Genomic DNA, 25,296 nt, shown 5'->3' with positions numbered 1-25,296 from the left:
CTCTACCGTAGCCCGGCTTCCTTCAGGAAGCGGGTGAGGTTGGCATAGCCCATCTTGGCATAGGTGAGGGGATGGGCCTTCTTGGGGTCCTGCTCCGCCTCGATCACCACCCAGCCGCTGTAGCCCGGCAGCTCCCGGAACACGGAGACGAAGTCCACCATGCCGTCGCCGGGAACGGTGTAGACGCCCTCGATCACCGAATCGAGGAAGCTCCAGTTCTCGGCCCGCGACTTCTCCATCACGCTCTTGCGCACGTCCTTGGTGTGCACGTGGCTGATGCGGCTGCGGTAGCGGCGGGCCAGGGCGGCGGGGTCCGCGCCGCCCCAGGTGGCGTGGCCGGTGTCGAGGAGGAGATGGGCAGCCTCGCCGGTCGCGGCCATGAAGGCGTCGATGTCGGCCTCCGATTCCACGATGGTGCCCATGTGGTGATGGTAGACGAGGCGGACGCCCTCCTGAAGGGTCCGCTCGGCGACCTGCGTCACCCGGCGGCCGAACTCCGCCCAGTCGCCCGGCTTCATCACCGGGCGCTGCGACAGGGGCTTGGAGCGGTCGCCGTGGATGGCGTTCGAGGTTTCCGCGAAGACGAGGACGTTCGAGCCCATCGCCTTGAGCAGGTCGAGATGCGGGCGCAGCGCCTTCATCTCCGCGTCCGCGTCGCGGATGAGCAGCTCTGCCGAGTACCAGCCCGACACGCAGGCGAGGCCGAAGGGCGCGAGCGCCTTCTTCAGCGCCTCCGGCTCGCGCGGGAACTTGTTGCCGAGCTCCATGCCCTCGAAGCCCGCTTCCTTCGCCTCGGCCAGGCACACTTCGAGAGGCGTCTCGCCGCCGAGTTCCGGCATGTCGTCGTTCGACCAGCCAATGGGATTCGCCCCGATACGGATCGTCATGTTCGTTCTCTTTCGTTCGTCGGTTCAGTCGCCCACCCGCTGCGCGGCGAGGGCCTTCTCGTAGGCCCGGCGGGCCTCGTTCACCTGGGGCCGCGCCGACACCTCGGGCACGGCCACGTCCCACCAGTGCCCGCCCGCGTCGGTGGAGGCGAGGGGGTCGGTGTCGATGACGATCACCGTGGTGCGCTCCGCCTTCCGGGCCTCCTTCAGCGCGCTCTCCAGTTCGCCGATTCCCTTCACCTTGATCGCCTTCGCGCCGAGGCTCGCGGCATGCGCGGCGAAATCGATGTCGGGCAGCGTCACGTGGCGGGCATGCCGCAGCAGATTGTTGAAGCTCTCGCCCCCGGTCGCCCGCTGCAGTCGGTTGATGCAGCCGTAGCCGCGGTTGTCCAGGAGGACGACCGTGAGCTTCAGGCCGAGCATCACCGAGGTCGCCAGCTCGGAGTTCATCATCAGGTAGGAGCCGTCGCCCACCATGACGGTGACGTCGCGGCCCGGGTCCGCCATCTTCACGCCGAGCCCGCCGGCGATCTCGTAGCCCATGCAGGAATAGCCGTATTCCATGTGGTAGCCGCCGGCCTGGGCGGCCTTCCAGTGCTTGTGCAGCTCGCCGGGGAGGCCGCCCGCGGCGCAGACCACCACGTCGGTCGGCCGGGCGTTGCGCTGCACCGCGCCGATCACCTGCGCGTCGGAGGGCAGCGCGGCGTTGGTCGGGTCGGTGAACCGCGCCGCCTCCTCGAACCAGCGCGCCTTCCCGTCCCGGGCCTTCGCCGTCCATGCCTCCGGCGCCTTCCAAGTGCCGAGCGCCTCCCCGAGCTCCTCCAGGCCGGTTCTCGCATCCGCCACCAGGGAAGCCGCGCCATGCTTCGTCGCGTCGAAGGGCTGGACGTTCAGCGCCACGATGCGCCGGCCCGGGTTCTTGAACAGGGCCCAGGAGCCCGTGGTGAAATCCTGCAGGCGGGTGCCGACCGCGAGGATCACGTCCGCGTCCTCCGCCAGCGCGTTGGCCGCGCCCGTGCCGGTCACGCCGATGGCGCCGAGATTGGCCGCGTCGTCGTGGGCGAGGCTCGACTTGCCCGCCTGCGTCTCCCCGACGGGGAGCCCGTGCCGGGCCGCGAAGTCGGACAGGGTCTTCTCCGCGCCGGAATAGAGCACGCCGCCGCCGGCGACGACGAAGGGCTTCTTCGCGCCCTTCAGGATCCGCGCCGCCTCCGCGAGCTCCGTCCGGTCCGGGCGGAGCCGGCGCGGCGTCCAGACCTTCTCCGCGAAGAACGATTCCGGATAGTCGTAGGCTTCGGCCTGCGTGTCCTGGCACAGGGCGAGCGTCACCGGCCCGCATTCGGCCGGGTCCGTCAGCACGGCCATGGCGCGCTGGAGGGCGGGAACGATCTGCTCCGGCCGCGCGATGCGGTCGAAATAGCGGGATACGGGCCGGAAGCAGTCGTTGGCCGAGACCGTTCCGTCCGAGAAATCCTCGATCTGCTGCAACACCGGGTCCGGACGGCGGTTGGCGAAGACGTCGCCCGGCAGGAGCAGGACGGGCAGGCGGTTCACATGGGCGACGGCGGCGGCCGTCACCATGTTGGTGGCGCCCGGGCCGATGGAGGTGGTGCAGGCCATCATGCGCCGGCGGCGCGAGGCCTTGGCGAAGGCGATGGCCGCGTGGGCCATGCCCTGCTCGTTGTGGGCGCGGTAGGTGGGGAGCCTGTCGCGCACCCCGTAGAGGGCCTCTCCCAGGCCCGCCACGTTGCCGTGGCCGAAGATCGCCCAGACGCCGGCGAAGAGGGGGAGAATCTCGCCGTCGATGTCTGCCTTCTGCGCCGCGAGGAAGCGGGCGAGGGCCTGGGCCATGGTGAGGCGGATCGTGCTCATGCAAGCTCCTGTTCGAATCGGGAAGGCGTCGGGTCGTTCGTCATCGGAATGGCTCGGGCGGCGCGGAGTCTGGAACGATCTTCGGCCGTCAGGCCGCCTTCGCCCGCGCGGAGACCCGCTGCCAGGCGTCGGCGAGGCGCTGGAAGCGCGCCGCCATGTCGGCGACCGCCTCCGCATCGCCGATCTCGCCGGCGAGCCAGCGGCGGGCCGCATCGTTGAAGATGGTCCGGCCCACGGCGAAGCCCTTCACCCACGGTTCCTTCGCCGCCGCGGCGAAGGCCGCTTCCAGCTCGTCCTCCGGCGCCTCGAGGCCGAGGAGCACGATGCCGCGGCAATAGGGGTCGTTCCGGGAGACGGTCTCGCCGATGGCCTGCCAGGCCGCGGCGTCCGTCTGCGGCTCGAGCTTCCACCAGTCGGGCCTGATGTTGAGGTCGTAGAGGCGCTGGAGCACGGTGGGGATGGTGCTCGCCCGCAGGGGGCCGTTCTTCCCGGCGATGATCTCCACCAGGAGCTCGCGGCCGATGCGCCGCGCCGCGTCGTGGAGGCGCAGCAGCTCGCGTTCCTGGCGCGCCTTGAGCTCCGGCGGGTCGTCCGGATGGTAGAAGCACAGGCACTTGATGGTGTGTCCCACCGGCCATTCGACGAGCTGCGCCCCGAGGCTGCCGCCGTTCTCGAAATCGAGGGGGCGCGAGCCGGGCCGCTCCACCGGCCGGCCGATCCAGAACGGATGGTCCGCGGCACGGAACAGGGCCTCGCGGCCATAGGTGCCGTCGAGCAGCATGCCGAAGCCGGGCCGCCCGTCCGCGACGCGCGCGGCGGCCTGCACGGCGAGCACCTTGAAGGCGCCGATCCTCTCGACCGGGGCGCCCGCCTCCTTCGCCATCGCCTCGAGCTGCATGCGGTGGTCGATGGCGAACGCCATGAGCGTCCCGGGCCCGGGGCGGCGGGTCGTCGCCCAGTGGATGTGGTTGAGGCTCTCGTCGAGGCGCAGGGCCCTGTGGCGGCTGCCGTTCTTCAGGAAGTGCTGCAGCTCCGGGAAGCTCGGGATCTCCGGCGAGCAGAGAAGGCGCGAGACGGCGAAGGCCCCGCTCGCATTGGCGTAGGCGCAGCAGGTTTCCAGGGGCTCGGCCTTGAGCCAGCCGCGCAGGAAGCCGGACAGGAAGGCGTCGCCCGCGCCGAGCACGTTGTAGACCTCGACCGGGAAGCCCGGCCCCTTCACGCCTTCGTCCAGGGAAGCGGGGATCGCGCCGGGAAAGACCACGCAGCCCATCGGACCGCGCTTGCAGACGATGGTCGCCGCCGAGACGGCGCGGATGCTGCGGATCGCCTCGAGGGTGTCCTCGGAGCCGCCCGCGATGTGCAGCTCCTCCTCGGTGCCGACGATCAGGTCGCAGTCGGGGAGGATCGGCCTCAGGTGCTCCGTCACCGCCTCCGAGCGCACGTAGCGGGATTCGCCCGCCCCGTGGCCGAGGAGGCCCCAGAGGTTCGGGCGGTAGTCCACGTCGAAGACCACCTTGCGGCCGTTCGCCTTCGCGATGCGGATCGCCTTTCTCTGCGCGGCCGCGGTGTTCTCGCGGGAGAAATGGGTGCCCGTCACCACGATGGCGGCGGCGGAGGCGATGAAGTCCTCGTCGATGTCCTCCTCGCTCAGCGCCATGTCGGCGCAGTTGTCCCGGTAGAAGATGAGCGGGAAGGATTCCGCGTCGCGCACGCCGAGGATCACGAGGGCGGTCAGGCGCTCCCGGTCGGTGGCGATGCCGCGGGTCGAGACGCCCTCGCGCTCCATCTGCTCGCGGATGAAGCGGCCCATGGCCTCGTCGCCCACGCGGGTCACGAGGCCCGACTTCAGGCCCAGCCGCGCCGTGCCGATGGCGATGTTGGCCGGGCAGCCGCCCACCGCCTTGGAGAAGGACGCCATGTCCTCCAGCCGGCCGCCGACCTGCTGGCCGTAGAGGTCGACCGAGGCGCGGCCGATGGCGATGACATCCAGAAGAGGCTTCATGATACGTCTCCCGAGCCGGCTCCGGGGGCCGGGCACAGGCCTCCGGGACGGGACCCTTGCGGCAATGGAACGTTTATTCTATTACCAGCTTGGTCTGGAACATCAATTCCAAACTTGCTTCTAAGCTGGCAAACCATCTCGGGGACATCATGATCAGGATCGCCGTTCTGGGCGCGGGCCGCATCGGCCGCATTCACGGCCGCAACGCCGCCAACCATCCGGACGCCCGCCTCGTGGCGGTGGCGGATCCCCACGCGCCCTCCGCGCAGGAGCTCGCGGCGGCGACGGGGGCGGAGGTGGCCTCCCTCGATTCGGTGGTGGAGCGGCCGGACGTGGACGCCATCCTCGTCTGCACGCCCACCACCACCCATGCCGACCTCATCGAGCGCGGCGCGCGCGCCGGCAAGGCGGTGTTCTGCGAGAAGCCCGTGGACCTTTCGAGCGAGCGCATCGAGAGCTGCCTCGCCACCGTCGAGAAGGCGGGAACGCCGCTGATGATCGGCTTCAACCGCCGCTTCGACCCGAACTTCGCGAGCCTGCGCCGCCGCCTTGCGGAGGGCGAGGTCGGCGAGGTGGAGCTGGTGACGATCCTCTCCCGCGATCCCGCACCGCCGCCGGTGAGCTACATCGCCACCTCCGGCGGCCTGTTCCGCGACATGATGATCCACGACCTCGACATGGCGCGCTTCCTCCTGCTCGGCGACGAGCCGGTGGAGGTGCATGCGGTCGGCTCCTCCCTCGTCGATCCGGCGATCGGCCAGGCGGGCGACGTGGACACGGCCGCCGTGCTCCTGAAGACCGCCAGGGGCCGCATCGTGCAGATCTCCAATTCCCGCCGCGCGACCTACGGCTACGACCAGCGCATCGAGGTGCACGGCTCGAAGGGCATGATCCGCGCGGGCAACGTCCACCGCACCACGGTGGAGGTGGCGACCGCCGCCGGCATCGCGGCCGACCCGGTGCAGGACTTCTTCCTGGAGCGCTATGCGGAAGCCTACAGGGCGGAGCTCGGCGCCTTCCTCGCCGCCGTGAAGGCGGGCACCGCCTGCGACCCGACGGGGCATGACGGCCTGAAGGCCCAGCGCCTCGCCGACGCGGCAACGGAATCGGCGCAGACCGGGAAGCCCGTGCGGCTCTGAGGCGGGCCGCGAACGTCCAGGGCCGGGTGCGTCCCGGCCTTTCTCGCAGGTGTTGCCCTCTACCCCTCCGCGCGCTTCTCCGCGACCGCCACCACGAGGGCCATGGCCAGGGCGAACGAGGCGGACAGGGAGCGGAACGCGCCGAAATCGGCCTCCGCGACCTCGAGCCAGACATCGGCGCTGCTCGCCAGCGGCGAGAAGGCGGAATCGGTGACGGCGACGACCGGGATGTTGCGCCGCGCCGCCGTCGCGGCGAGATCCAGGGTGATCGGGGCGTAAGGCGTGAAGCTGATGGCGAGCACCGCGTCCTTCCCGCTCGCGGTGGCCAGCTGCTCCGGCCCGAGCTGGGCGATGTGGTCGATCAGGATGGAGCGGACGCCGAGCTTCCCGAAGGCATAGGCGCAATAGACCGCGACGGGAAAGACGCGCCTCGCGCCGAGCAGGTAGATCGTGTCCGCCTTCGCGAGGGTCGCGACCGCGCGGGAGAACGCCTCGGGGCTCACCGAGCGGCGCATCCGGTCGAGCGAGATGGCCGCGGCCTCGGCGAAGCCGTCCAGGAGCGCCGTCGCCTGGACATGGTGGCCCTCGGAGGCGCGCAGCCCCCTGAGCCGCTCCCGATAGTCCGGGAAGCGCTCCCTCAAACGGTCGCGGAAGATCTGCTGCAGGTGGGAGAAGCCGTCGTAGCCCAGGTTCTTGGCGAAGCGGATCAGGGTGGAGGGCTGCACGCCCGCATGCTCGGCGATCCCCGCCACCGTGCCGAAGGCCATCTCCTCCGGATGCTCCAGGGCGAAGGCCGCCAGCTGCTTCAGGCGCTTCGGCAGGGTTTCCCGCCGGCTGAGCAGGAGGAGCTTGAGGCTCTCGTAGTCTTCCGGAGCGGCGGGCGCCGTCTGCGTTGGGGCCTCCATTCTTCCTCCGATCCTCCCGCGCTCTAGGTCTCCCGATGGAAGGGACCTTGACACCGATCCGCCAAAAATGGAATAAAAATTCTACAAAAACCAACAAAAGGTTTGATCGTTCCGTTTGAACGGTCCGACTGGCAGAGGAAACGCCGCGCTTGCGAAAGATTCGCTCCCTCGAATCGTTTGGTCGCCTTCTGCGGAACTCCATGGCGCGGCGCCTGAGCCGTCATCCGCGTCTCCGGGCAGCGCCCGGTGTCGCGGCCAGCAACAAGCCCTTCTGGGAGGAAGATCCATGAAGTCGTTCATCACCGGTCTCGCTGCCGCGGCAGCCCTGACCCTCGCCGCCGCGGCGCCGGCCGCGGCGCAGCAGAACGCCCGCATCATCGTGGTCAGCCACGGGCAGGCCAACGACCCGTTCTGGTCGGTGGTCAAGAACGGCGTCGCCGCCGCCGGGCAGGACATGAAGGTCCAGGTGGACTACCGGGCGCCCGAGACCTTCGACATGGTCGCCATGAGCCAGCTCATCGACGCGGCCGTCAACCAGAAGCCCGCGGGCCTCATCGTCTCGATTCCCGACGCCTCGGCCCTCGGCCCGTCGATCCAGAAGGCGGTCGCCGCCGGGATCCCGGTCATCTCGATGAACTCCGGCTCCGACGTGTCGAAGAAGCTCGGCGCCCTGCTCCATGTGGGCCAGGACGAGCTCGACGCCGGCAAGGCCGCCGGCGCCAAGCTCAAGGAGATGGGCGGCAAGGTCGGGCTGTGCGTCAACCACGAGGTCGGCAACGTGTCGCTCGACCTGCGCTGCAAGGGCTTCGCCGAGGGCTTCGGCGGCAAGGTGACGGTGCTGCCGGTCTCCAACGATCCGGCCGACATCCGCGCGAAGGTCAAGGCGGCGCTCGCCTCCGACGGCTCCGTCGACACGATCATGGCGCTCGGCGCCTCGCTGGCCGGCGAGCCGACGGTCGCGGCCGTGAAGGATGCGGGCAAGACCGGTTCCGTGAAGGTCGCCTCCTTCGACCTCTCGGCCAACTTCCTGAAGGCCGTCTCGGCCGGCGAGGCCGCCTTCGCCATCGACCAGCAGCAGTACCTGCAGGGCTACCTGCCGGTGGTCTTCCTGGCGCTCAACGCCAAGTACGGCCTGATCCCGGGCGGCGACGTCCCCTCCGGCCCGAACCTGATCACCAAGGACAAGGCCGCCCAGGTGGTCGAGCTGTCCGCCAAGGGCATCCGCTAAAGCCCGTTCCGGAGCCCGCGGCTTCGGCCGCGGGCTTTCCGTTTCCGAGATCGTTCAGAAGGGAGGTCTTCATGACGGACGTCAGCCATCCGACCGCGCCGGCGGCGCCGGTGCCTCCCGGTCCGGCCGCGAAGCCGGCGCGGGACGAGCGCCTCAGGGAGGTGTCCCTCCTCACCAGGATCATGCGGCGGCCCGAGCTCGGGGCGCTGGCCGGCCTCGTGCTCGTCACCCTCTTCTTCCTGTCGACCGCCGACGCGTCCATGTTCACGCTGGCGGGCCTGATGAACATCCTCGCCCCCGCGGCGCAGCTCGGCATCCTCGCCATCGCCGCGGCGCTGCTCATGATCGGCGGCGAGTTCGACCTCTCCATCGGCTCGATGGTGGCCTTCGCGGGCCTCATCTTCGGCGCCTTCCTCACCCTGACCGGCTGGCCGCTGCTCGTTGCCATCGCCGCCACCTTCGCGGTCGCCGCGTTCCTCGGCGGGCTGAACGGTCAGATCGTCATCCGCACGAAGCTGCCTTCCTTCATCGTCACGCTCGCCTTCCTGTTCATCCTGCGCGGGCTGTCGCTCGTGGGGCTGAAATGGGCGACGGGCGGCTCGACCCAGATGCGCGGCATCGGCGAGCGGGCGGGCGAGGGGATCGTGCGCGAGATCTTCTCCGGCAACGCCTTGGAGGGGCTCTTCGCGTGGCTCGCCGCGCATGACGTCATCGCCAGGTTCCCGAACGGGACGCCCACCGTGACGGGCGTGCCCGTCTCCATCGTCTGGTTCGTCCTGTTCGCGGCGGCCGCCACCTGGGTTCTCCTGCGCACCCGCGCCGGCAACTGGATCTTCGCGGCGGGCGGCGACGCCAACGCGGCGCGCAATTCCGGCGTTCCCGTGGACCGGGTGAAGACCGGGCTCTTCATGCTCACCGCCTGCGCCGCGGCGCTCGTGGCGGTCCTCACGGTGCTCGATGCGGGTTCGACCGATTCCCGGCGCGGATTCCAGAAGGAGTTCGAGGCCATCATCGCCGCGGTGATCGGCGGCTGCCTGCTCACCGGCGGCTACGGCTCCGCCATCGGCGCGTTCTTCGGCGCCATCATCTTCGGCATGGTCTCCATCGGCCTCACCTACACGCGCTTCGACTCGGACTGGTTCCAGGTGTTCCTCGGCGCCATGCTGCTGCTCGCGGTGCTGTTCAACAACTTCATCCGCCGGAAAGTGACGGGAGAGCGCTGACATGAGCGACACGGCCCCTCTCATCGACATCCGCAATCTCGTCAAGCATTTCGGCTCCGTGATCGCGCTCTCGGGCGTGTCGCTCACGGTCAACCGGGGCGAGGTCATGTGCCTGCTCGGCGACAACGGCGCCGGCAAATCGACCCTCATCAAGACGCTGGCCGGCGTGCACAAGCCGACGAGCGGCGAGTTCCTCGTGGAGGGGCGGCACGTCTCCTTCTCGAGCCCGCGCGACGCGCTCGATGCGGGGATCGCGACGGTCTACCAGGACCTCGCCATGATCCCGCTCATGTCGGTGACGCGCAACTTCTTCATGGGGCGCGAGCCGGTGAAGGGCGTCTGGCCGTTCCGCTACATCGACTTCGACCGCTGCAACGCGGTGACGCGGGAGGAGATGCACAGGATCGGCATCGACGTGCGCGATCCCAACCAGGCGGTGGGGACGCTCTCCGGCGGCGAGCGCCAATGCGTGGCGATCGCGCGTGCGGTCTATTTCGGCGCGAAGGTGCTGATCCTCGACGAGCCGACCTCGGCGCTCGGCGTGGCGCAGACCTCCATGGTGCTGAAATACATCCACCAGGTGCGGAGCAAGGGGCTGGGGGTGATCTTCATCACCCACAACGTGCGCCATGCTTACGCGGTCGGCGACCGCTTCACGGTGCTCAACCGCGGCAAGACGCTCGGCACCTACACGAAGTCCGAGATCGCCATCGACGAGCTTCAGAACCTCATGGCCGGCGGCAAGGAGCTGCAGGTCCTCTCGGCCGATCTCGGCGGCATGGTGTGACATGAAGGCGCTCGGCATCGGCCTGATCGGCACCGGCTACATGGGCAAGTGCCACGCGCTGGCCTGGAACGCGGTCGCTCCCGTGTTCGGGGACGTGCCGCGCCCCCGCCTCGCGGGGCTCGCCGAGGCTTCGCAGGATCTCGCGGAGAGAAAAGCGCGGGAGCTCGGGTTCGAGCGCGCGACGGGCGATTGGCGCACGCTCCTGGACGATCCCGGAATCGACGTGGTGTCGATCGCCACGCCCAACGCCTTCCACCCGGAGATGGCGATCGCCGCGCTGGAGGCGGGCAAGCACGTGTGGTGCGAGAAGCCGATGGCCGTGACGCTGGAGGATGCGGAGCGCATGCTGGCTGCCGCCCGCGCATCCGGCAAGGTGGCGGCGCTCGGCTACAACTACATCCAGAACCCGGTCGTGCGCCTCGTCCGCCGCATCCTCGACGAGGGCCGGATCGGCGCGGTCAACCATGTGCGCCTCGAGATGGACGAGGACTTCATGGCGGATCCGGACGCGTTCTTCTCCTGGAAGAGCGAAGCTTCCTCCGGCCATGGCGCGCTCGACGATTTCGGCGTCCATCCGCTGAGCCTCCTGCGCGTTCTCGTCGGCGGCGTGCGGCGCGTGTGCGGCCACATGGCGAAGCCCTACGCGGACCGGCCCCTGCAGGGCGGCGGCCGCCGCGCGGTGGAGACGCACGACATCGCGAGCGTGCTCATGGAGCTCGAGAACGGCGCTTCCGGTGTGCTTGCCCTCAACCGCTCCGCCTGGGGGCGGAAGGGGCGCATCTTCGTGCAGATCTTCGGATCGGAGGGCGCCGTCGTCTACGACCAGGAGCGCATGAACGAGCTGCAGCTCTACACGGCCGACGACGCGCGGGAGAGGCAGGGCTTCCGCACCATCCTCGCGGGGCCGCAGCACCCGCCCTACGACAGGTTCGTTCCCGCCCCCGGGCACGGGCTCGGCTTCAACGACCTGAAAGTCATCGAGTGCCGCGAGCTGATCCGCCGCATCGCAGGCGAGGCGGCCCATCTCATCGAGTTCGAGGACGGCATCCGCATCGAGCGCACGGTCGACGCCATCGCCCGCAGCGCCCGCGAGGGCCGCTGGATCGACGTCGCCGCCGATGCGCGGCGCGAGGCTGCGTAACAGGGAGCACCGCCCCTTCCTGCGGCGGATCTCAGATTTCACGGGCCGCGCCGCCACGCCCTCCCCCCCTTGCGGGGGAGAGCTGGAGGGGGGCTCTGGGCGCCTCGCTCCGAGAGGCTGGCGCTGCCATCCCCCATCCTGACCCTCCCCGCAAGGGGGAGGGGGAGAGCCATGGCCGCCGATGAGAAGAGAAAGCGGTTCGTTCAGGAGTACCTGATCGACCTAAACGGGACCCAGGCCGCCATTCGGGCAGGTTACGCGCGATCAGGGGCTCACACGGAAGCCAATCGCCTGCTGGCCATCCCAGAGGTCAAGGCGATGATCGAGGAGGGACAGAGGAAGATGGCCGAGAAGGCAGAGGTCACGCAGGAATACGTGATCAGGGAATTAAAGGAGGTTGTCGCCCGCTGCATGGATCGCGACAGCTTCAATCCCAAGGACGCGAACAAGGCCCTGGAGCTTCTGGGCAAGCACATCGGCATGTTCAAGGACGAGCCCTCCTCCGTAGTTGCTATCCAGAACAATGTCGGGAGCAACAACCAGATCAGAAGGATCGTCCGCAGGATCGTGGACCCGAAGCAGGAGAGGCAAGACGACGAATGAGTAAGACCACTCTCCCCAAGGAGCTGGCGGAGGCGCTGGAAGATCCAGAGGGCTTCCTGGCCCGTCATCCATGGATGACCAAGAGGATGGCTAACACGATCCGGCGCATGGCGGCCCGGTACAAGCGCACAGGGGAGCAAGTGAAGGCTCGGGGCAGGATAGGGCCTCCTAAAGCCTGAAGCCTGTCAGCGACCGTTTTCCTAGGCTTCTCACCCCAGGAGACTATGATCTCCCAATGACGTCGAGAAGGCTGTCCCGCGCGGCCTCAAAGCTCGGCTTAAGCACTGAAATGCTATCAGCCATTGTCTTTGAGAGCCGCATTCCCTCATTAAGGGCTGCAATAAGCCCCTCTAGGTTTTCCCTATCCGCCACAAGTTCGTGAAAAGCGTCGAAGTTAATATCTCCTTCCTCGACGGAGCCAGTGTCTTCTGCCAACGCACGCACCTGGGTGCTTCTCTCCTCCATTTCGAGGAGTACGACGTTGAACTCGAACCAATTCGGCCTGATAGCAGCGTTCAAGGCGTTATCTAGGACCTTCTCCGCAAAGGTGTCCTGAAACGCCTTGATGTGCGGGGCTATCTGAAGCCCCATCGAGGAGTAATGCCTCACCGCTATGAGGATACGGTCAAGATCAGGCTCCTCCAGCGAGAGTTCCTCCAAGATTGCTTCAACAGCGTCTCGCATCGACTTTAAGGCGATGGTCGCCCCAACAAGGGTGCCGTGTATCTGACGCGCTATGAGGAGGGTGGCCTCAGCCATGGGCAGGTGAGCAATCGCGGTCTGGCGACGTGCCTCCCGGTACTGCCGATATGCGAACGCCGCAGCCAAGAACGCGCCGATGACCGCGACCAGGTTCCCAGCAGCATTTACCCAATTCCTCGCGCAGATGGCGGGGTTGATTCGCTCATCGGGTCCACAAAGGGCATTGGCATCGCTCAGGGCAGAGCCCACGAAGAGGAGGCCGAGAAAGCCGAAGCAGGAGAACAGGAAGATCACCGGCCAGTGATCGCGGTGGATCTTGCGCAATGTTTACCCCCAGGTTTACCCCGGAAGCTCGACAAGGTGCGATATGGAGGGGTTAAATGACTGATTTAACTGGCGATCCCGGGAGGACTCGAACCTCCGACCAACGGTTTAGGAAACCGCTGCTCTGTCCTGCTGAGCTACGGGACCGCACAAGGGGATGAGTAGCACAATTCGCTCGCAGGTAAATGGGGACGTGGAAGCGTTCACGAAAGCTTGGGGTGCATGCGTCCGGCAAAGGACTATCATCCTCCGATGTCCTTGGGAGCAGGTTTGAGGTTTTGTGTCGCTGCGGGCCTTGCGGTCGGCCTGTCATGCGTTCAGGTCCGGGCGGCCGGCCTGCCGGCCAGGCCCGCGTCCGCCTGCGCGGGGACGACGGGTCCCGACCGGCTCCTGAGCCTGACGCCGGAAGGCGACCTCGTCCTTTCCGCCGGCGGAGCCGCCAGGCTCGCCGAGATCCGCCTGCCCGATTCGGGGCCCGCCCGGCCCGAGGCCGAGGCCTGGCTCAAAACCCTCGTCGACCGGCCGCTTCTCGTAACGACAGGCCCGGAGCGGGACCGCTGGGGGCGTCTGCCGGTCCGCATCCGCATTCCCGATCCGGCCGGCGGGACCGATGCCGCGGAGGCGCTGGTGGAATCCGGGCTGGCCATGGTCGACCCCGGCACGGGGGAAACCCTCTGCCGCCCCGAGCTCCTGGCGCTCGAGGAAACGGCGCGCGAGCGAAACCTTGGCCTCTGGGCCGATGCTCTTTATAAGCCCCTCGACGCAAACCGGATCGACCGCCTGCAAGACCGATTCGGCACGTTCGTCCTCGTCGAGGGGCGCGTGAAAAGCGTTGGCGAGCGCAGGCAACGGGTCTACCTGAACTTCGGAGGACACTGGGCGGAGGACTTCACGATCATCATCCCGAAGCGGACATGGAAGACCATGACGGATCGCGGCGCGACCGCCGCGTCCCTGGAGGGTCGGCGGATCAGGGTCCGAGGCATTTTGGAGCCTTGGCAAGGCGCCGCCATTACCGTTGTAGTGCCTGAGATGATCGAGCGCCTCGACAACGCACGCCCGTCACGCTGAGCGAGCATGAGCCGGACACGCCACCCCCTTCGCATCCGGGCCGCCGGGAGCGCCCTGCTCGCGGCCTTGCTCTCGGGATGCGCCGCCTTCGACGGCAACGTGTCGCTGCCGGCCGATGCGCCGCGCGTCGTCGGGGTCGAACGCCCGCGCGACCGCGATCACGAGCGGCTGGTGGCCGCCTTCGGCGGCGAGGTCAGGTCGCCGGACACCCAGCGCTTTCTCAACGAGGTCACCCGGCAGCTGGTGGAGGCCAGCGACAGGCCCGACGAGGCCTATCAGGTGACGATCCTGAACTCCCCGGCCGTCAACGCCTTCGCCCTGCCGAACGGACGCCTCTACGTCACCCGGGGCCTGCTGGCCCTCGCCAACGACACGTCGGAGATCGCCGCGGTCCTGGCCCATGAGATCGCGCATGTGACCCTGCGTCACGCCTCGCAGCGGAGCGAGCTCCAGGCCCGCTCCACGCTCATCAAGCGGGTCACCGAGAACGTGCTGAACAATGCCGAGGAGGCCGCCCTGGTCCAGAGCCAGGCGCGGTCGACCCTGGCGAGCTTCTCCCGCGGGCAGGAGCTGGAGGCCGACCAGGTCGGGGTCAAGGTCCTGGCGCGGGCGGGCTTCGATCCTTATGGAGCGCCGCGCTTCCTCACCGCCCTCGGCCGCTCCGCCACCGGGGGCGGCGAGAACAGCGCCGACATGATGGCGAGCCATCCCAGCACGCGGGACAGGATCTCGCTCGCGCTCCAGGCGGCCCGGCGCGCCAGCGGCGCCCCGGGCATCGGCGCAGCGGGCCGGTCGGAATATCTTACCGCCATCGACGGCATCGCCTATGGGGACGATCCCTCGGACGGCGTGGTGCGGGGGCGCCGCTTCATCCATTCGCGCCTCGGCGTCGCCTTCGAGGCGCCGGAGGGCTTTACCCTGGAGAACACGTCGCAGGCCGTCCTCGGCGCCTCCGCCGACGGCAGCCGCCGGCTCCTGTTCGACGCGGCGGATACGCCGGCCGGGCAGAGCCTGGAGGAGGTCCTGCGCTCGACCTGGAACGACACGATCGAGCCCGGAAGCCTCACGACCACCACCGTCAACGGGCTGCCGGTGGCCACGGCCCTCTCGGTCGGGAAGGAATGGTCGTTCCGCCTTTCGGCGATCCGGATCGGCAACACCACCTACAGGCTGATCCTCGCCGCCCGCAGCGGGACAGGCAATCTCGACGGCCTGTTCCAGAGGACGCTGGGGAGCGTGCGGCAGGTCACCCCGGAGGAGGCCCGCGCGATCCGGCCCCTGCGCCTGAGGATCGTGACGGCGCAACCGGGCGACACGGTGCAAACCCTGGCAGAAAGAATGCCGGTTGACCGGCCGCTCGACCGCTTCCTGCAGCTGAACGGGCTCGAGCGCGGGGACACCCTCAAGGTGGGCGAGCGGTACAAGATCGCTGTCGAGTAAGGCCGTCCGGGCCGAAAGGCCCCGCGGACGGACCCTCCTCAGACGAAGGCCCCCGAAGCCTGGGGATATCTCTCCATCAGGGCGCGCTTGAGTTTTTCGAGGGCGCGGTTCTCGATCTGGCGCACGCGCTCCTTCGAGATGCCGAGGCGGTCCCCCAGGAACTCCAAGGTGACCTGCTCGTCGTCGAGGCGGCGGGCCCGCAGGATCCGGAGTTCGCGCTCGTTGAGCACCTCCAGCGCCTGACGCAGCCAGCGGACGCGGCGCTCGCTGTCGATCACCTCGCTCACGCTCTCGTCGGGCAGCGGGCTGGTATCGACCAGGAACTCGACCCGCTCGGCGGAGCTGGACGCATCCGCATCGAGGACGGGCGCATTGAGCGAAGCGTCGGGGGCGGAGAGCCGCGCATCCATCAGCGCCACGTCCGCCCGCGAGACGCCGATGGCCTCGGCGATCTTCTCGTGAATGTCGGATGCGATCCGCTCCTCGCCCCCGCGGGTCAGACGGGCGCGCAGGCGTCGCAGGTTGAAGAAGAGGGCCTTCTGCGCGGAACTCGTCCCGCCGCGGACGATGGACCAGTTGCGAAGGATGTAGTCCTGGATCGATGCGCGGATCCACCAGGTCGCGTAGGTGGAGAAGCGGACGTCCCGCTCCGGCTCGAACCGGGCGGCCGCCTCGAGAAGGCCCACATGGCCCTCCTGGACCAGATCGGCCATCGGCAGACCGTAGTGGCGGAACCGGGCGGCCAGAGCGATCACGAGGCGCATGTGCGCGGCGGTCAGCTGATGGAGCGCCGTTTCGTCCCGCTGCTCTTTCCAGCGCACGGCCAGGCGATGCTCCTCCTCGCGCTCGAGAAACGGAGCATTCATGGCCGCACGGACGAACCGACGACGAACCCCAGAGATTTCTCCCATTGCGTCCTCCCTTGGCAAGGACACAACGAGCGAAGCGGGAAAAAGTTCAGCTCGAAACCGACGAGTTTGCAGAAATAGGCACCAAGCGCTCAAAAGCAAGCGATGCAGCAAAGAAAAAGCCCGGCCTCGGGCCGGGCTCCTCATGCCGCTCGCGGGACGGGGCCGGTCAGGCGGCCTCCTCCTGCAGGTCGTCGCCGTCGACCTCCGTCTCGCCCTCGGCGCCCTTGGCGGCACGGCGCGGCGACTTGGCCAGGCTCTGCTCGACGAGCTTGAGGGCCTCGGTCTCGGTGATCTTGTTCACCGCCGCGATCTCGCGCACGACGCGGTCGAGAGCGGATTCGTAGAGCTGGCGCTCGCTGTAGGACTGCTCGGGCTGGGCCTCGGACCGGTACAGGTCGCGGACGACCTCGGTCACGGCGATCAGGTCGCCGGAGTTGATCTTGGCTTCATACTCCTGGGCCCGGCGCGACCACATGGTGCGCTTGATCCGGGCGCGGCCGGTCAGCACGTCCAGGGCCTTCTGGACCAGGGCCGGCTCGGCGAGCTTGCGCATGCCGACGCTCGCAGCCTTCGCCGTCGGGACGCGGAGCACCATCTTGTCCTTGTCGAAGGAGACCACGAACAGCTCCAGCTTGAAACCCGCGATTTCCTGCTCTTCCACGGCCGTGATGCGGCCGACGCCATGGGCGGGATACACGATCGCTTCGCCGGTCTTGAAACCGAGACGCTGGGCGGACTTCTTGGCGGTGGTCATGCGAGAGAGGCCTCCTTGCATGCTTCCTCGCGCTCGAGGCGAGGGGCTGTCGTTTCACCGGACAGGGCTCCGGCGGAACAAAAATCGACGAGTCACGGAACTTGACTATTCCGCCCGTCTCCCTGAAGTACGTCAGTAGCCGAAACGCGCCGACTCCCATGACCGAGGCAGCTGGCTTCCTCAAGTCACGGGTGTGCATCCATCATTGCTTCATCGAGTAGGCCGCCGAATTGCGGAATAGGCACACGTCGGGCGCAAGCGACTGCATTGGTGAGACCCTATCACAGTCCCACCCGAAAAGCAAAAATATTTCAGAATTTTCGTAAAGGGGATTCGAATATGGCCCAGCTCGCTCAATCCCCCTCGCCGGGATTGGCCGAGAAGAATTTCTCATATTTGCCGGGAACGCCGTCGAATTCCTTGGCGTCCGCGGGCGGATCCTTCTTCTGGGTGATGTTGGGCCAGGTCTTGGCCATGTCGGCGTTCAGCTTGAGCCACTGCTCCAGCCCCGGCTCCGCATCGGACTTGATGGCCTCGGCGGGGCATTCCGGCTCGCAGACTCCGCAGTCGATGCACTCGTCCGGATGGATGACGAGCATGTTCTCGCCCTCGTAGAAGCAGTCGACCGGACACACCTCGACGCAGTCCATGTATTTGCATTTGATGCAGTTTTCGGTGACGACGTAGGTCATGGACGGTCCTCTGGGAGTCGGCTCGGGCGCGAACGCGAAGACACTGACGCCGCTCTAGAGCATCGAGCGCAAAAGTGGGAACCGGTTTTGCGCGAAAAGATGCTCGAAATCAAAAGCCTGGAGCATCGGGCGTGAGTTCGAGTTCGCGTCCGATGCTCTAGCCGCTGTCGCTCCTGCTGACAAGCGTCCCATCGTCACCGCTGAGGTCGGCGTAAAGCAGCCTTGCCTCCTGCGCAGGGCCCCGGCGGTGGCCGAGACCCTCGACGCGCAGGACCAGAGTGGTGCGGGCCAGCGCCAGGGTGACCACGTCCCCCACCGCCAGCGGCTTGGCCGCGTTCTCGATCTTCTGGCCGTTGATCCTGACGAAGCCGCTCGTCACGAGCTTCGCCGCGAGGGTCCGGGTCTTCGCGAAGCGCGCGAACCAGAGCCATTTGTCGATCCGCTGCCGGTCCTCACGCATGGGCAGCGGCGACCGGGCAGCGGGTTCGCGCAAGCCCCCTCCTTCGAAGCCCGCCCATGACGCCATGGGCGGGACCGAGGGAGACGGGGCGCGGGCTCCTCACTTCTTGCCGTCCTCGAGCTGGGCCTTGAGGGCCATGAGCTTGGCGAAGGGCGAATCCGGATCCGGCTGCTTCTCCCGGCGCTCCGCACCGCCGTCCCGGCGCGGCTCGAACCGCCGGTCGTGCCGGGGAGGCCCGCGGCGCTCATCCGGACGGCCGGGGCCGCGCGCCGGGCGCGCATGCTGCGGCTTGCCCCCCTCGCCCGCCTCCCGGCGCTCGGGACGGCGCTCCTGACGGGGCGGCCGCTCGCCGGAAGGCTGCTCGCCCTGGCGCGGGCGGCGCTCGCCCCGCTCCTGACGGCCCCGCCCGTGGCGGGCATGGCCGCCGTCGTGGTGGCGCCGGTGCTGGCGCCAGACCTCGATCATCTCCGGCTCGGCAGGCGCCTCCGCGCCCGCCTCCGCCGGGGCTTCGGGCAAGGATGCCTCGGCCCCTGCGGGAGCCTCCGCCGTTCCGGCCGGCTCCGAGGGAACGAAGGCGGAGGCCTCGACGCTCTCGAGAGCCGCGGCGGTGGGCTCGCCCGCTTCCACGGGTGCGCCTTCCGGCGTCTCGGCGGCGGACGCGCCCTCCTCCCCCGCAGCCGGTGCGGCAGCGGGGGCCTGCGGCGCCGGCGCCAGCAGCGGCACCGTGATGGCCGGGCCGGGGCGGCGCTCCATGACGTATCCCAGGGATTTGAGAATCGTCGCGAAATCCTCGCCCGCGCAGCCCACCAGGGATGTCATGGCGACGGTGGCCACGAAGCCCTCCCCGTCGGCCGCGCCCGGAGGGGGCTCGCCGGGGGTCGCGCCGGGGCGATAGGCGATGGCCGGGCGGATGAGATCCGCCAGGCGCTCCAGAATGTCGACGCGTACCGCCCGGCCGCCGCAGACCCGGAAGCCCGCCGCGCGGTAGAGGCCCGCCGCGATCTCCTTGTCCACCGGGATCGAGGTCCGACCCGACTGGGCCAGGTGGGCGATCTCGTCGATGCCCTTCTGGTCGAGCCCGCCGTTCTGCAGGGCCCAGAGCTGGGCCGCGAGGATGCGCGGAGCGGGCTTGAGCAGGGCCGGCAGGTAGAGATGATAGGCGCCGAAACGGACGCCGGCCTTGCGCAGGGCCGCGCGGGCCTCCTGGTCGAGGCTGCGGACCTCGTTGAGCACCTTCGCGCGCTCCAGGACGCCGAGGGCCTCGACGATCTGGAAGGCGATGCCGCGGGCAAGCCCCGTCAGCTCCTGGGAATGCTCCAGCTCCATCAGCGGCCCGAGGAGACGCACCACGTAGGCCTTGAGCCAGGCCTTCAGGCGATTGTCGACCTTGTCCCGGGCCGGGCCGGTCAGCTGCTCGTCGGACAGGATCCGCAGGCGCGGCTCGAACAGCTTGTCGCCGGGCTCGAGCTTCGCCACGGGGTCGCCCATCCAGCGGACGGTCCCGTCGTTCGAGAGCACCAGCATGGCGTCGGGCGTCTCGGCGAACCGGTCGGCCCTGGCCTCGATCTCGCCCGCCAGCGCCTTGCCGGCCGCATTGCGCAGGGTCTTGGCCTCCGCCGTGTCGGCCTGGGGGTCGGGCACGAACTGGAATCCGTGCAGGTGGCCGATGTGCTGACCCTCGACGGTGACGTCGCCGGTGGTCGTGATTTCCGCTTCGAGCATCGTGTTCTCTCTCAAGCGCCGCATGAGAACGCTCGTGCGCCTGTCGATGAAGCGCTGGGCGAGACGTTCATGGAGCGCGTCCGATAGCTTGTCCTCTACCTGACGCGCAACACCCTGCCAATGCTCCGGATCCTTCAGCCAGTCCGGGCGGTTGGCGACGAAGGACCAGGTCCGGACCTGGGCGATGCGGTTCGACAGGGTGTCGATGTCGCCATCGGTCCGATCCATTGCCAGAAGATGCCGGGAAAACCAATCCGCCGGCACGGCTCCTTCCTTCATCAGGAACCGGTAGAGCTGGCCCACGAGATCCGCATGGGTCTGCGGGGACACCTTCCGGTAGTCGGGAACTTGGCACACCTGCCACAGGCGTTCCACCGCGACTTTCGACCGCCCGTAGGCCTGGATGTCGTCCTCGCGGGCCAGGAGTTCGAGCGCCGCCACGTCCTCGCCCATGGGGGCGCGCACCAGGCCGTACTCGCGGGGCTGCTCGGACAGGCTGTCCCGCAGCCGGGCGAGGGACGAGAAGTCGAGATCCGGGTTGCGCCACTGCACGATCCGGACCGGGTCGAAGACATGGTTCTCCAGCGCTTCGACGGTTTCCGCATCGAAAGGCGGGCAACGCCCCGCCGTGCCGAAGGTGCCGTCGCGCATGTGGCGGCCCGCCCGGCCGGCGATCTGCGCCAATTCCGCATGGTAAAGCTTGCGGAAGCGGAACCCGTCGAACTTCCGGTCGGCGGCGAAGGCGACATGGTCCACGTCCAGGTTAAGCCCCATGCCCACCGCGTCGGTGGCGACCAAGTACTCCACGTCGCCCGACTGGTAGAGCTCCACCTGGGCGTTGCGGGTGCGAGGGGAAAGGGCCCCCAGCACCACCGCCGCGCCGCCGCGCTGGCGGCGGATCAGCTCCGCGATCGCATAGACCTCCTCGGCCGAGAAGGCGACGATGGCCGTGCGGCGGGGCAGGCGCGACACCTTCTTCTCGCCGGCGAAGGTGAGCTGGGACAGGCGCGGCCGGGTGATCACGTGGACGCCGGGGATCAGCGCCTCGATCAGGGGGCGCATGGTGTTGGAGCCGATGAGGAGGGTCTCCTCGCGCCCGCGCTGGTTGAGGAGGCGGTCCGTGAACACGTGGCCGCGGTCGAGGTCGGCGGCGAGCTGGATCTCGTCCACCGCCACGAAGGCGAGGTCGAGGTCCCGCGGCATGGCCTCGACGGTGGAGATCCAGTAGCGCGGCCGGTCGGGCTTGATCTTCTCCTCGCCGGTGATCAGGGCGACGTTGTGGGCCCCCGCCTTCTCCACCACGCGCTGGTAGACCTCCCGGGCAAGGAGCCGCAGCGGCAGGCCGATCATGCCGGATTCGTGCCCGAGCATGCGCTCGATGGCGAGATGGGTCTTGCCGGTATTGGTCGGGCCGAGCACGGCGGTCACGCCGCGTGCGCGCACCTGCGGGGGAAGGGAACGGCTGATCATGCCAGAATGGGAGACGATGGGCTTACGATCCCGGTTGCAGCAGAAAAGGTCCTCTCGGCCGTCCGGAGAAGAGGTGGCCGGGGACCGCTCGCGAAGCGTCCGGGTCCTTAGTCCCGGCAGCTGGTTCTCCAGGTCATATGGGGATGGCTTCCTCGTTTTGCTACCGGAACGGGCCTTGCGGCCCCGCGTCCCATGCGCCTATCGGAAGGCCCCGGCCTTCACCGCGTTGTCGGCGGAGGCCGGCAGGCCCTTCGCGGTGTCGTCGAAGGCCCATTTCGAGGCCTCGACCACGCTGACGCCGATCATGGTCCGGACCGAGACCCGCAGGGGCACGAGCAGCCTCTGGCGCTCCAGGGGCACCAGCCAGACCGACATGTCCTTGTTCTCCTCCATGAACTTCGTGGAGGGGCGTAGGGCGCGGTGGCCGGAGATCGGGACATAGCGCGCCTTGCAGACGAGGACCGGCCCCTTGTAGCCGGGCACGTCCGCCTGCCGGGTCTCGCTGTAGCTGAGGACCACGTCGAACCGGGCCGCCCCGTCGAAGACCGGGATGGTCCGGTTGCAGTTGGCGGCGTCCCTGACGCTGCCGGAGGAGACGGCCGGCATGAGCAGGGCGCTGATCGGATCCACGACGCCCTTCTTGTCGGCTTCCTTCAGGGGCACCCGGTCGGGTTTTTCCTCGAGAGGCGGGTCGATCTCGACGGCCTCCACGTTGCCGGAGGCGAGGCCCATGCGGACGGTGCGCTGGTCGTCGGAGGACCGGGAGGTGATGGCGAAGCTCGCCGGCTGCGGCTGGGCGCCGGCGATGACGCCGGCCGCGGTGGCCGCGCCCTTGCCGCCGGTCAGAAGCTTGGCGAGGCCCGAGAGCTTCACGCCCGCCTGCATCTTGTATTTCGGACCTTCGAAGGTCGAGGTCAGGTCGGCCTTGCCGAGGGTCAGGCCGGCCAGGGTGACGTCGTACTCGACCTGGAGGGTCTGCGCCTTCCCTGGGGCGCCGAACCCGAGGACGGCCAGCGCCAGGGCGGCTGGAGCGATCATGCGCATGGGCGGTTTCCTGGGGCGATTACCGGCGGTTCCCGGGGGCCCGTCCGAGACTTCTCACGAGAATCAGAATACATTGCGACCACGATATTACAAAAATCGAGGTGCGGCCGAGGGCTATTCTTGACGCGGGGAGCCGTTTCGGCCTATAGGCTCGCATCTTCCAAGGACTTTTGGCGTCCGGCAGCCGTGGGATCTGCGTTGAAGCAAACCCGCAGCGGATGAGGCCGTGACCCTCGTGAACGATAGGATTGAACCCATGTCGCGCCGTTGCGAACTGACCGGCAAGGCCGTGCTGAGTGGCCATCTGGTGAGCCATTCGAACCGCAAGACGAAGCGGAAGTTCCTGCCGAACCTCTGCAACGTCACGCTGCAATCCGAGGTGCTTCAGCGCTCCGTGCGCCTGCGCGTCTCCGCCAACGCCCTCCGCTCGGTCGAGCACCGGGGCGGCCTGGACGCCTTCCTGGCCAAGGCGAAGGAGGACGAGCTCTCCACCACCGCCCGCACGATCAAGCGCGAGATCGAGAAGAAGCTCGCCGCGGCGGGCTGAGCTCGCCTCTCCTGACGACATTCTGCGGCGGGCGGCTCGACGGGCCGCCCGTTTGCGTTCGGAACGAGCTTGACCGTTTACGTTAAGGAGCCCGGGACGAGATGAAGGCCATGAATTCCATCGACCGCCGCGACTTTCTCATCGCCCTCTTCGCGATGACCCTCGTCGTGCTCTCGTCGAACATCCTGGTCCAGTACCCGTTTCACCATCTGGGCCTGGGTGACTACCTGACCTGGGGCGCCTTCTCCTATCCCTTCTCCTTCCTGGTGACGGACCTGTCGAACCGGCGCTTCGGCACCAAAGGCGCGCGGCAGATCGTCTATGTGGGCTTCGTCCTGGCCGTGGCCCTGTCCATTGTCCTCGCCACGCCGCGGATCGCCATGGCGTCGGGAGCGGCCTTCCTCGTGGCCCAGCTGCTCGACATCCGGATCTTCGCCCGCCTGCGCGACAGGGCTTGGTGGCTACCGCCCTTCGTGTCCTCGGTGATCTCGTCCGGCCTCGACACGGCAATCTTCTTCTCCTTCGCCTTCTACTGCGGCGCCCTGCCCGGCCTCGGGCTGACCATCAGCGACATGCTCGGAAGCGTCGGTATCGCCGACCGGTGCATCGCCTTGCCCTGGGTCAACCTCGCGGTGGCGGACTATGGAGTGAAACTGGCCCTCGCGGCCTTCTCCATCGCTCCCTACGGCGCGATCCTGGCCGTCATGCGCATCCAGCCGCAGCGGGCGTAGTTGGAGCATCTTCAGGCGGCCCTGCGGGTCTGTCCGAAAATGCGGCCCGCAAAGGACTGAGAAGCGGCCTGCGCTTCGATCGAGGCGCAAGCCGCTTAAGCCGCCTCGTCTCGAGAGGCGAGGAGTATGGGCGGGTCTTCACCGGGAACGGCTTCATCCCGGTCAGGAATCCGTTCTCGTAAGCCGCTGGCATTCCGAAATGCAGGCGTCCAGGCTCGCTCTCAGGCGTACCGCAGCATCGAGATCAAAACTGATATAGTTCCGTGGCGCGCCCTCGGGGCCTGCATAGGCGTCAGGCAGCCTCTTCACGCTTAAGAAGGTGGAATGGCCATCGAGACCTCTCTTTACCCGCCATTGGAAGTACGAATGCCGTGTCTGCCCCTGGATCGGAGGCGTCGCGAAAATGACGTCCCCGAGGAGCGATCCCAATGTCCTCTAGGAGCCAAGAAGCTTCTTGATCGGCCCCCACGGCAACGAACCCTCATCCAAACCCGGCACGCCGCCATGTGGCATTGTTCGGAGAGCTGCAACACCGGTTGCGCAATGACGATCTGACGGCCTGTCAACTCAGCGCGAACTCGAGCAGCAGGGTCCGCTGCAGCGGGCTGAAGTTGTTGTCCGAGATCAGGGTCAGGACGGCGGTGCCGTCTTCCCGGTGGACGGCGAGCCCCTCCATGTTGTCGATCTCCTGGGACGCGTCGCTCTCGAAGACGACCGCCCCGTCAATTTCCACATCGGGCTTCACCGCCCCGGCCGCGACGCGGCGGAGGCGGACGCGGAACCCCTCGAACAGGGAGAACTGACGCTCCAGAAGGAGCATGTCCCCCGAGGGCAGGAAGGCGAGGTCGCTTACGTCGTAGCCGTTCGTGCGGCGGACCGAGAACTCCCCCTTCCGCGGGCCGGTGAGGATGAAGCCCCGGGTGGGCCTGTCGTGCTTGCGCGCCCGCTCGGCGATCGCCACCAGGGCTCCCGCCAGGGGCGAGTGCCGGGGCGCGACGCCGATGGCTTCGAGGCCGTGGTTGTCCGGGAGGCTCTCGATCCCGTCGCGAATCTCCCTGGGCAGGGGGACCGGCCAGGCGCGGGCCTGGACGCCGTCGGCCTCCCACGCGAACCGCATGACCGCATGCCTGCGCTCGATGCCGACGAAGGCGACACCGTCGGCGATCGCCAGGCTTTCCGTGTCGTAGTACTTCGTGCGCCCGAGGGGACGCCCGTCCGCCGCCCGCAGCGGCGCGAGCATCGCGTCCGACAGGCCGGAGAGCCGCCCGTCGGCGGTCTGGACCCTGGCCGTCAGCCATTGCGCGTTGTCGGCGACGGACACGATCCGGCGGCCGTCGGCGGAGCGCCAGAGGCTGGAGAAGCCGCCGAAGCGGCTGTCCGGCGAACGCAGGTCCAGGCCGCCCCGGAACAGGAGGTCGCCGAAGCGGCTGCGGCCCCGGTCGGTGACGGAGAGATGGTCGATGGGCCGGGCGGAGACGTCCACGGGAAGAGCGGCGTCGGGCGCCCGGGGACGGGCGAAGGTGCGCTCCGCAAGGACCGCGGCGGCGGCCGCGCCGCCGCCGAGCAGGAACAGACGGCGGTTCAGCCTCATGCCTATGGAGCCTCAGGTCGGACGGCAGGATCGGGAGCCGATCAGACTCC

At 68.4% G+C, this 25,296-nt stretch carries 22 protein-coding genes and 1 tRNA gene; 10 read left to right on the top strand and 13 right to left on the bottom strand.

Annotation, left to right across the window (positions count from 1 at the left end; genetic code table 11):
* Window positions 1–2: 2 nt before the first annotated feature.
* The 3 genes from iolE to GDR74_RS02770 all read right to left on the bottom strand — a co-directional run bounded on the left by iolE (window position 3) and on the right by GDR74_RS02770 (window position 4,761).
* Window positions 3–887, bottom strand: a complete 885-nt coding sequence (gene iolE / locus GDR74_RS02780) for a myo-inosose-2 dehydratase (RefSeq protein WP_152584874.1) — start codon at window positions 885–887, stop codon at window positions 3–5.
* Between the two features lie 24 nt (window positions 888–911).
* Window positions 912–2,759, bottom strand: coding sequence for a 3D-(3,5/4)-trihydroxycyclohexane-1,2-dione acylhydrolase (decyclizing) (gene iolD / locus GDR74_RS02775; protein WP_152584873.1), 1,848 nt, complete (start codon window positions 2,757–2,759; stop codon window positions 912–914).
* Between the two features lie 88 nt (window positions 2,760–2,847).
* Window positions 2,848–4,761, bottom strand: coding sequence for a bifunctional 5-dehydro-2-deoxygluconokinase/5-dehydro-2-deoxyphosphogluconate aldolase (locus GDR74_RS02770; RefSeq protein ID WP_152584872.1), 1,914 nt, complete (start codon window positions 4,759–4,761; stop codon window positions 2,848–2,850).
* Between the two features lie 149 nt (window positions 4,762–4,910).
* Between GDR74_RS02770 and iolG the strand changes: the two genes are divergently transcribed.
* Window positions 4,911–5,900, top strand: coding sequence for an inositol 2-dehydrogenase (gene iolG / locus GDR74_RS02765; RefSeq protein ID WP_152584871.1), 990 nt, complete (start codon window positions 4,911–4,913; stop codon window positions 5,898–5,900).
* A 59-nt stretch (window positions 5,901–5,959) separates the two neighbouring features.
* Here the strand turns inward: iolG and GDR74_RS02760 are convergent, their stop codons facing one another.
* Entirely contained in the window at window positions 5,960–6,805 is an 846-nt protein-coding gene (locus tag GDR74_RS02760) for a MurR/RpiR family transcriptional regulator (RefSeq protein WP_152584870.1), read from the bottom strand.
* 286 nt (window positions 6,806–7,091) lie between these two features.
* On the opposite strand from GDR74_RS02760, the gene GDR74_RS02755 reads away from it, so the two are divergent.
* The 5 genes from GDR74_RS02755 (at window position 7,092) to GDR74_RS02735 (ending at window position 11,787) form a co-directional block, all read left to right on the top strand.
* On the top strand, window positions 7,092–8,033 hold the full coding sequence (locus GDR74_RS02755; protein WP_152584869.1) for a sugar ABC transporter substrate-binding protein: 942 nt from the start codon (window positions 7,092–7,094) through the stop codon (window positions 8,031–8,033).
* 71 nt (window positions 8,034–8,104) lie between these two features.
* On the top strand, window positions 8,105–9,256 hold the full coding sequence (locus GDR74_RS02750; RefSeq protein WP_152584868.1) for an ABC transporter permease: 1,152 nt from the start codon (window positions 8,105–8,107) through the stop codon (window positions 9,254–9,256).
* Between the two features lies 1 nt (window position 9,257).
* Complete coding sequence (locus GDR74_RS02745; RefSeq protein WP_152584867.1) at window positions 9,258–10,043, top strand: ATP-binding cassette domain-containing protein; 786 nt, start codon at window positions 9,258–9,260, stop codon at window positions 10,041–10,043.
* A gap of 1 nt (window position 10,044) precedes the next feature.
* Window positions 10,045–11,184, top strand: coding sequence for a Gfo/Idh/MocA family protein (locus GDR74_RS02740; protein WP_152584866.1), 1,140 nt, complete (start codon window positions 10,045–10,047; stop codon window positions 11,182–11,184).
* A 171-nt stretch (window positions 11,185–11,355) separates the two neighbouring features.
* A complete protein-coding gene (locus GDR74_RS02735) occupies window positions 11,356–11,787 on the top strand; it encodes a terminase small subunit (RefSeq protein ID WP_152584865.1) in 432 nt (143 codons plus the stop codon).
* A gap of 222 nt (window positions 11,788–12,009) precedes the next feature.
* Here GDR74_RS02735 and GDR74_RS02730 read toward each other — a convergent pair whose 3' ends face one another.
* Window positions 12,010–12,813: a hypothetical protein gene (locus tag GDR74_RS02730; protein ID WP_152584864.1), complete on the bottom strand. Its 804-nt coding sequence runs from the start codon at window positions 12,811–12,813 to the stop codon at window positions 12,010–12,012.
* A gap of 70 nt (window positions 12,814–12,883) precedes the next feature.
* A tRNA-Arg gene (locus GDR74_RS02725) sits at window positions 12,884–12,960 on the bottom strand.
* 123 nt (window positions 12,961–13,083) lie between these two features.
* Between GDR74_RS02725 and GDR74_RS02720 the strand changes: the two genes are divergently transcribed.
* The gene (locus tag GDR74_RS02720) at window positions 13,084–13,884 is read left to right on the top strand and encodes a thermonuclease family protein (protein ID WP_194164609.1); all 801 of its coding nucleotides are present in this window, start codon (window positions 13,084–13,086) and stop codon (window positions 13,882–13,884) included.
* Between the two features lie 6 nt (window positions 13,885–13,890).
* Window positions 13,891–15,324 (top strand): M48 family metalloprotease, encoded by a 1,434-nt coding sequence (locus GDR74_RS02715; RefSeq protein WP_152584862.1) that lies wholly within the window; start codon window positions 13,891–13,893, stop codon window positions 15,322–15,324.
* 38 nt (window positions 15,325–15,362) lie between these two features.
* On the opposite strand, the gene GDR74_RS02710 is transcribed toward GDR74_RS02715, so the two are convergent.
* The 6 genes from GDR74_RS02710 to GDR74_RS02685 all read right to left on the bottom strand — a co-directional run bounded on the left by GDR74_RS02710 (window position 15,363) and on the right by GDR74_RS02685 (window position 22,377).
* Window positions 15,363–16,235: an RNA polymerase factor sigma-32 gene (locus GDR74_RS02710; protein WP_152584861.1), complete on the bottom strand. Its 873-nt coding sequence runs from the start codon at window positions 16,233–16,235 to the stop codon at window positions 15,363–15,365.
* A 166-nt stretch (window positions 16,236–16,401) separates the two neighbouring features.
* Window positions 16,402–16,989, bottom strand: coding sequence for a CarD family transcriptional regulator (locus GDR74_RS02705; protein ID WP_152584860.1), 588 nt, complete (start codon window positions 16,987–16,989; stop codon window positions 16,402–16,404).
* Between the two features lie 353 nt (window positions 16,990–17,342).
* Window positions 17,343–17,681: a ferredoxin FdxA gene (gene fdxA / locus GDR74_RS02700; protein ID WP_152584859.1), complete on the bottom strand. Its 339-nt coding sequence runs from the start codon at window positions 17,679–17,681 to the stop codon at window positions 17,343–17,345.
* Between the two features lie 157 nt (window positions 17,682–17,838).
* A complete protein-coding gene (locus GDR74_RS02695; RefSeq protein WP_152587631.1) occupies window positions 17,839–18,141 on the bottom strand; it encodes an RNA-binding S4 domain-containing protein in 303 nt (100 codons plus the stop codon).
* A 99-nt stretch (window positions 18,142–18,240) separates the two neighbouring features.
* Window positions 18,241–21,333 (bottom strand): helicase-related protein, encoded by a 3,093-nt coding sequence (locus GDR74_RS02690; RefSeq protein ID WP_152584858.1) that lies wholly within the window; start codon window positions 21,331–21,333, stop codon window positions 18,241–18,243.
* Window positions 21,334–21,531: 198 nt separating this feature from the next.
* On the bottom strand, window positions 21,532–22,377 hold the full coding sequence (locus GDR74_RS02685) for a DUF3108 domain-containing protein (protein ID WP_152584857.1): 846 nt from the start codon (window positions 22,375–22,377) through the stop codon (window positions 21,532–21,534).
* A gap of 256 nt (window positions 22,378–22,633) precedes the next feature.
* Here GDR74_RS02685 and rpmB point away from each other — a divergent pair, with 256 nt between their 5' ends.
* Window positions 22,634–22,924, top strand: a complete 291-nt coding sequence (gene rpmB / locus GDR74_RS02680; protein WP_152584856.1) for a 50S ribosomal protein L28 — start codon at window positions 22,634–22,636, stop codon at window positions 22,922–22,924.
* Between the two features lie 101 nt (window positions 22,925–23,025).
* Window positions 23,026–23,655 (top strand): queuosine precursor transporter, encoded by a 630-nt coding sequence (locus GDR74_RS02675; protein ID WP_152584855.1) that lies wholly within the window; start codon window positions 23,026–23,028, stop codon window positions 23,653–23,655.
* Window positions 23,656–24,217: 562 nt separating this feature from the next.
* On the opposite strand, the gene GDR74_RS02670 is transcribed toward GDR74_RS02675, so the two are convergent.
* Entirely contained in the window at window positions 24,218–25,246 is a 1,029-nt protein-coding gene (locus GDR74_RS02670; RefSeq protein WP_152584854.1) for an esterase-like activity of phytase family protein, read from the bottom strand.
* Window positions 25,247–25,296: the final 50 nt, after the last annotated feature.

Source organism: Microvirga thermotolerans (assembly GCF_009363855.1).
GTDB classification, from domain to species: domain Bacteria; phylum Pseudomonadota; class Alphaproteobacteria; order Rhizobiales; family Beijerinckiaceae; genus Microvirga; species Microvirga thermotolerans.
This window is presented reverse-complemented; position numbering and strand designations above follow the sequence as displayed.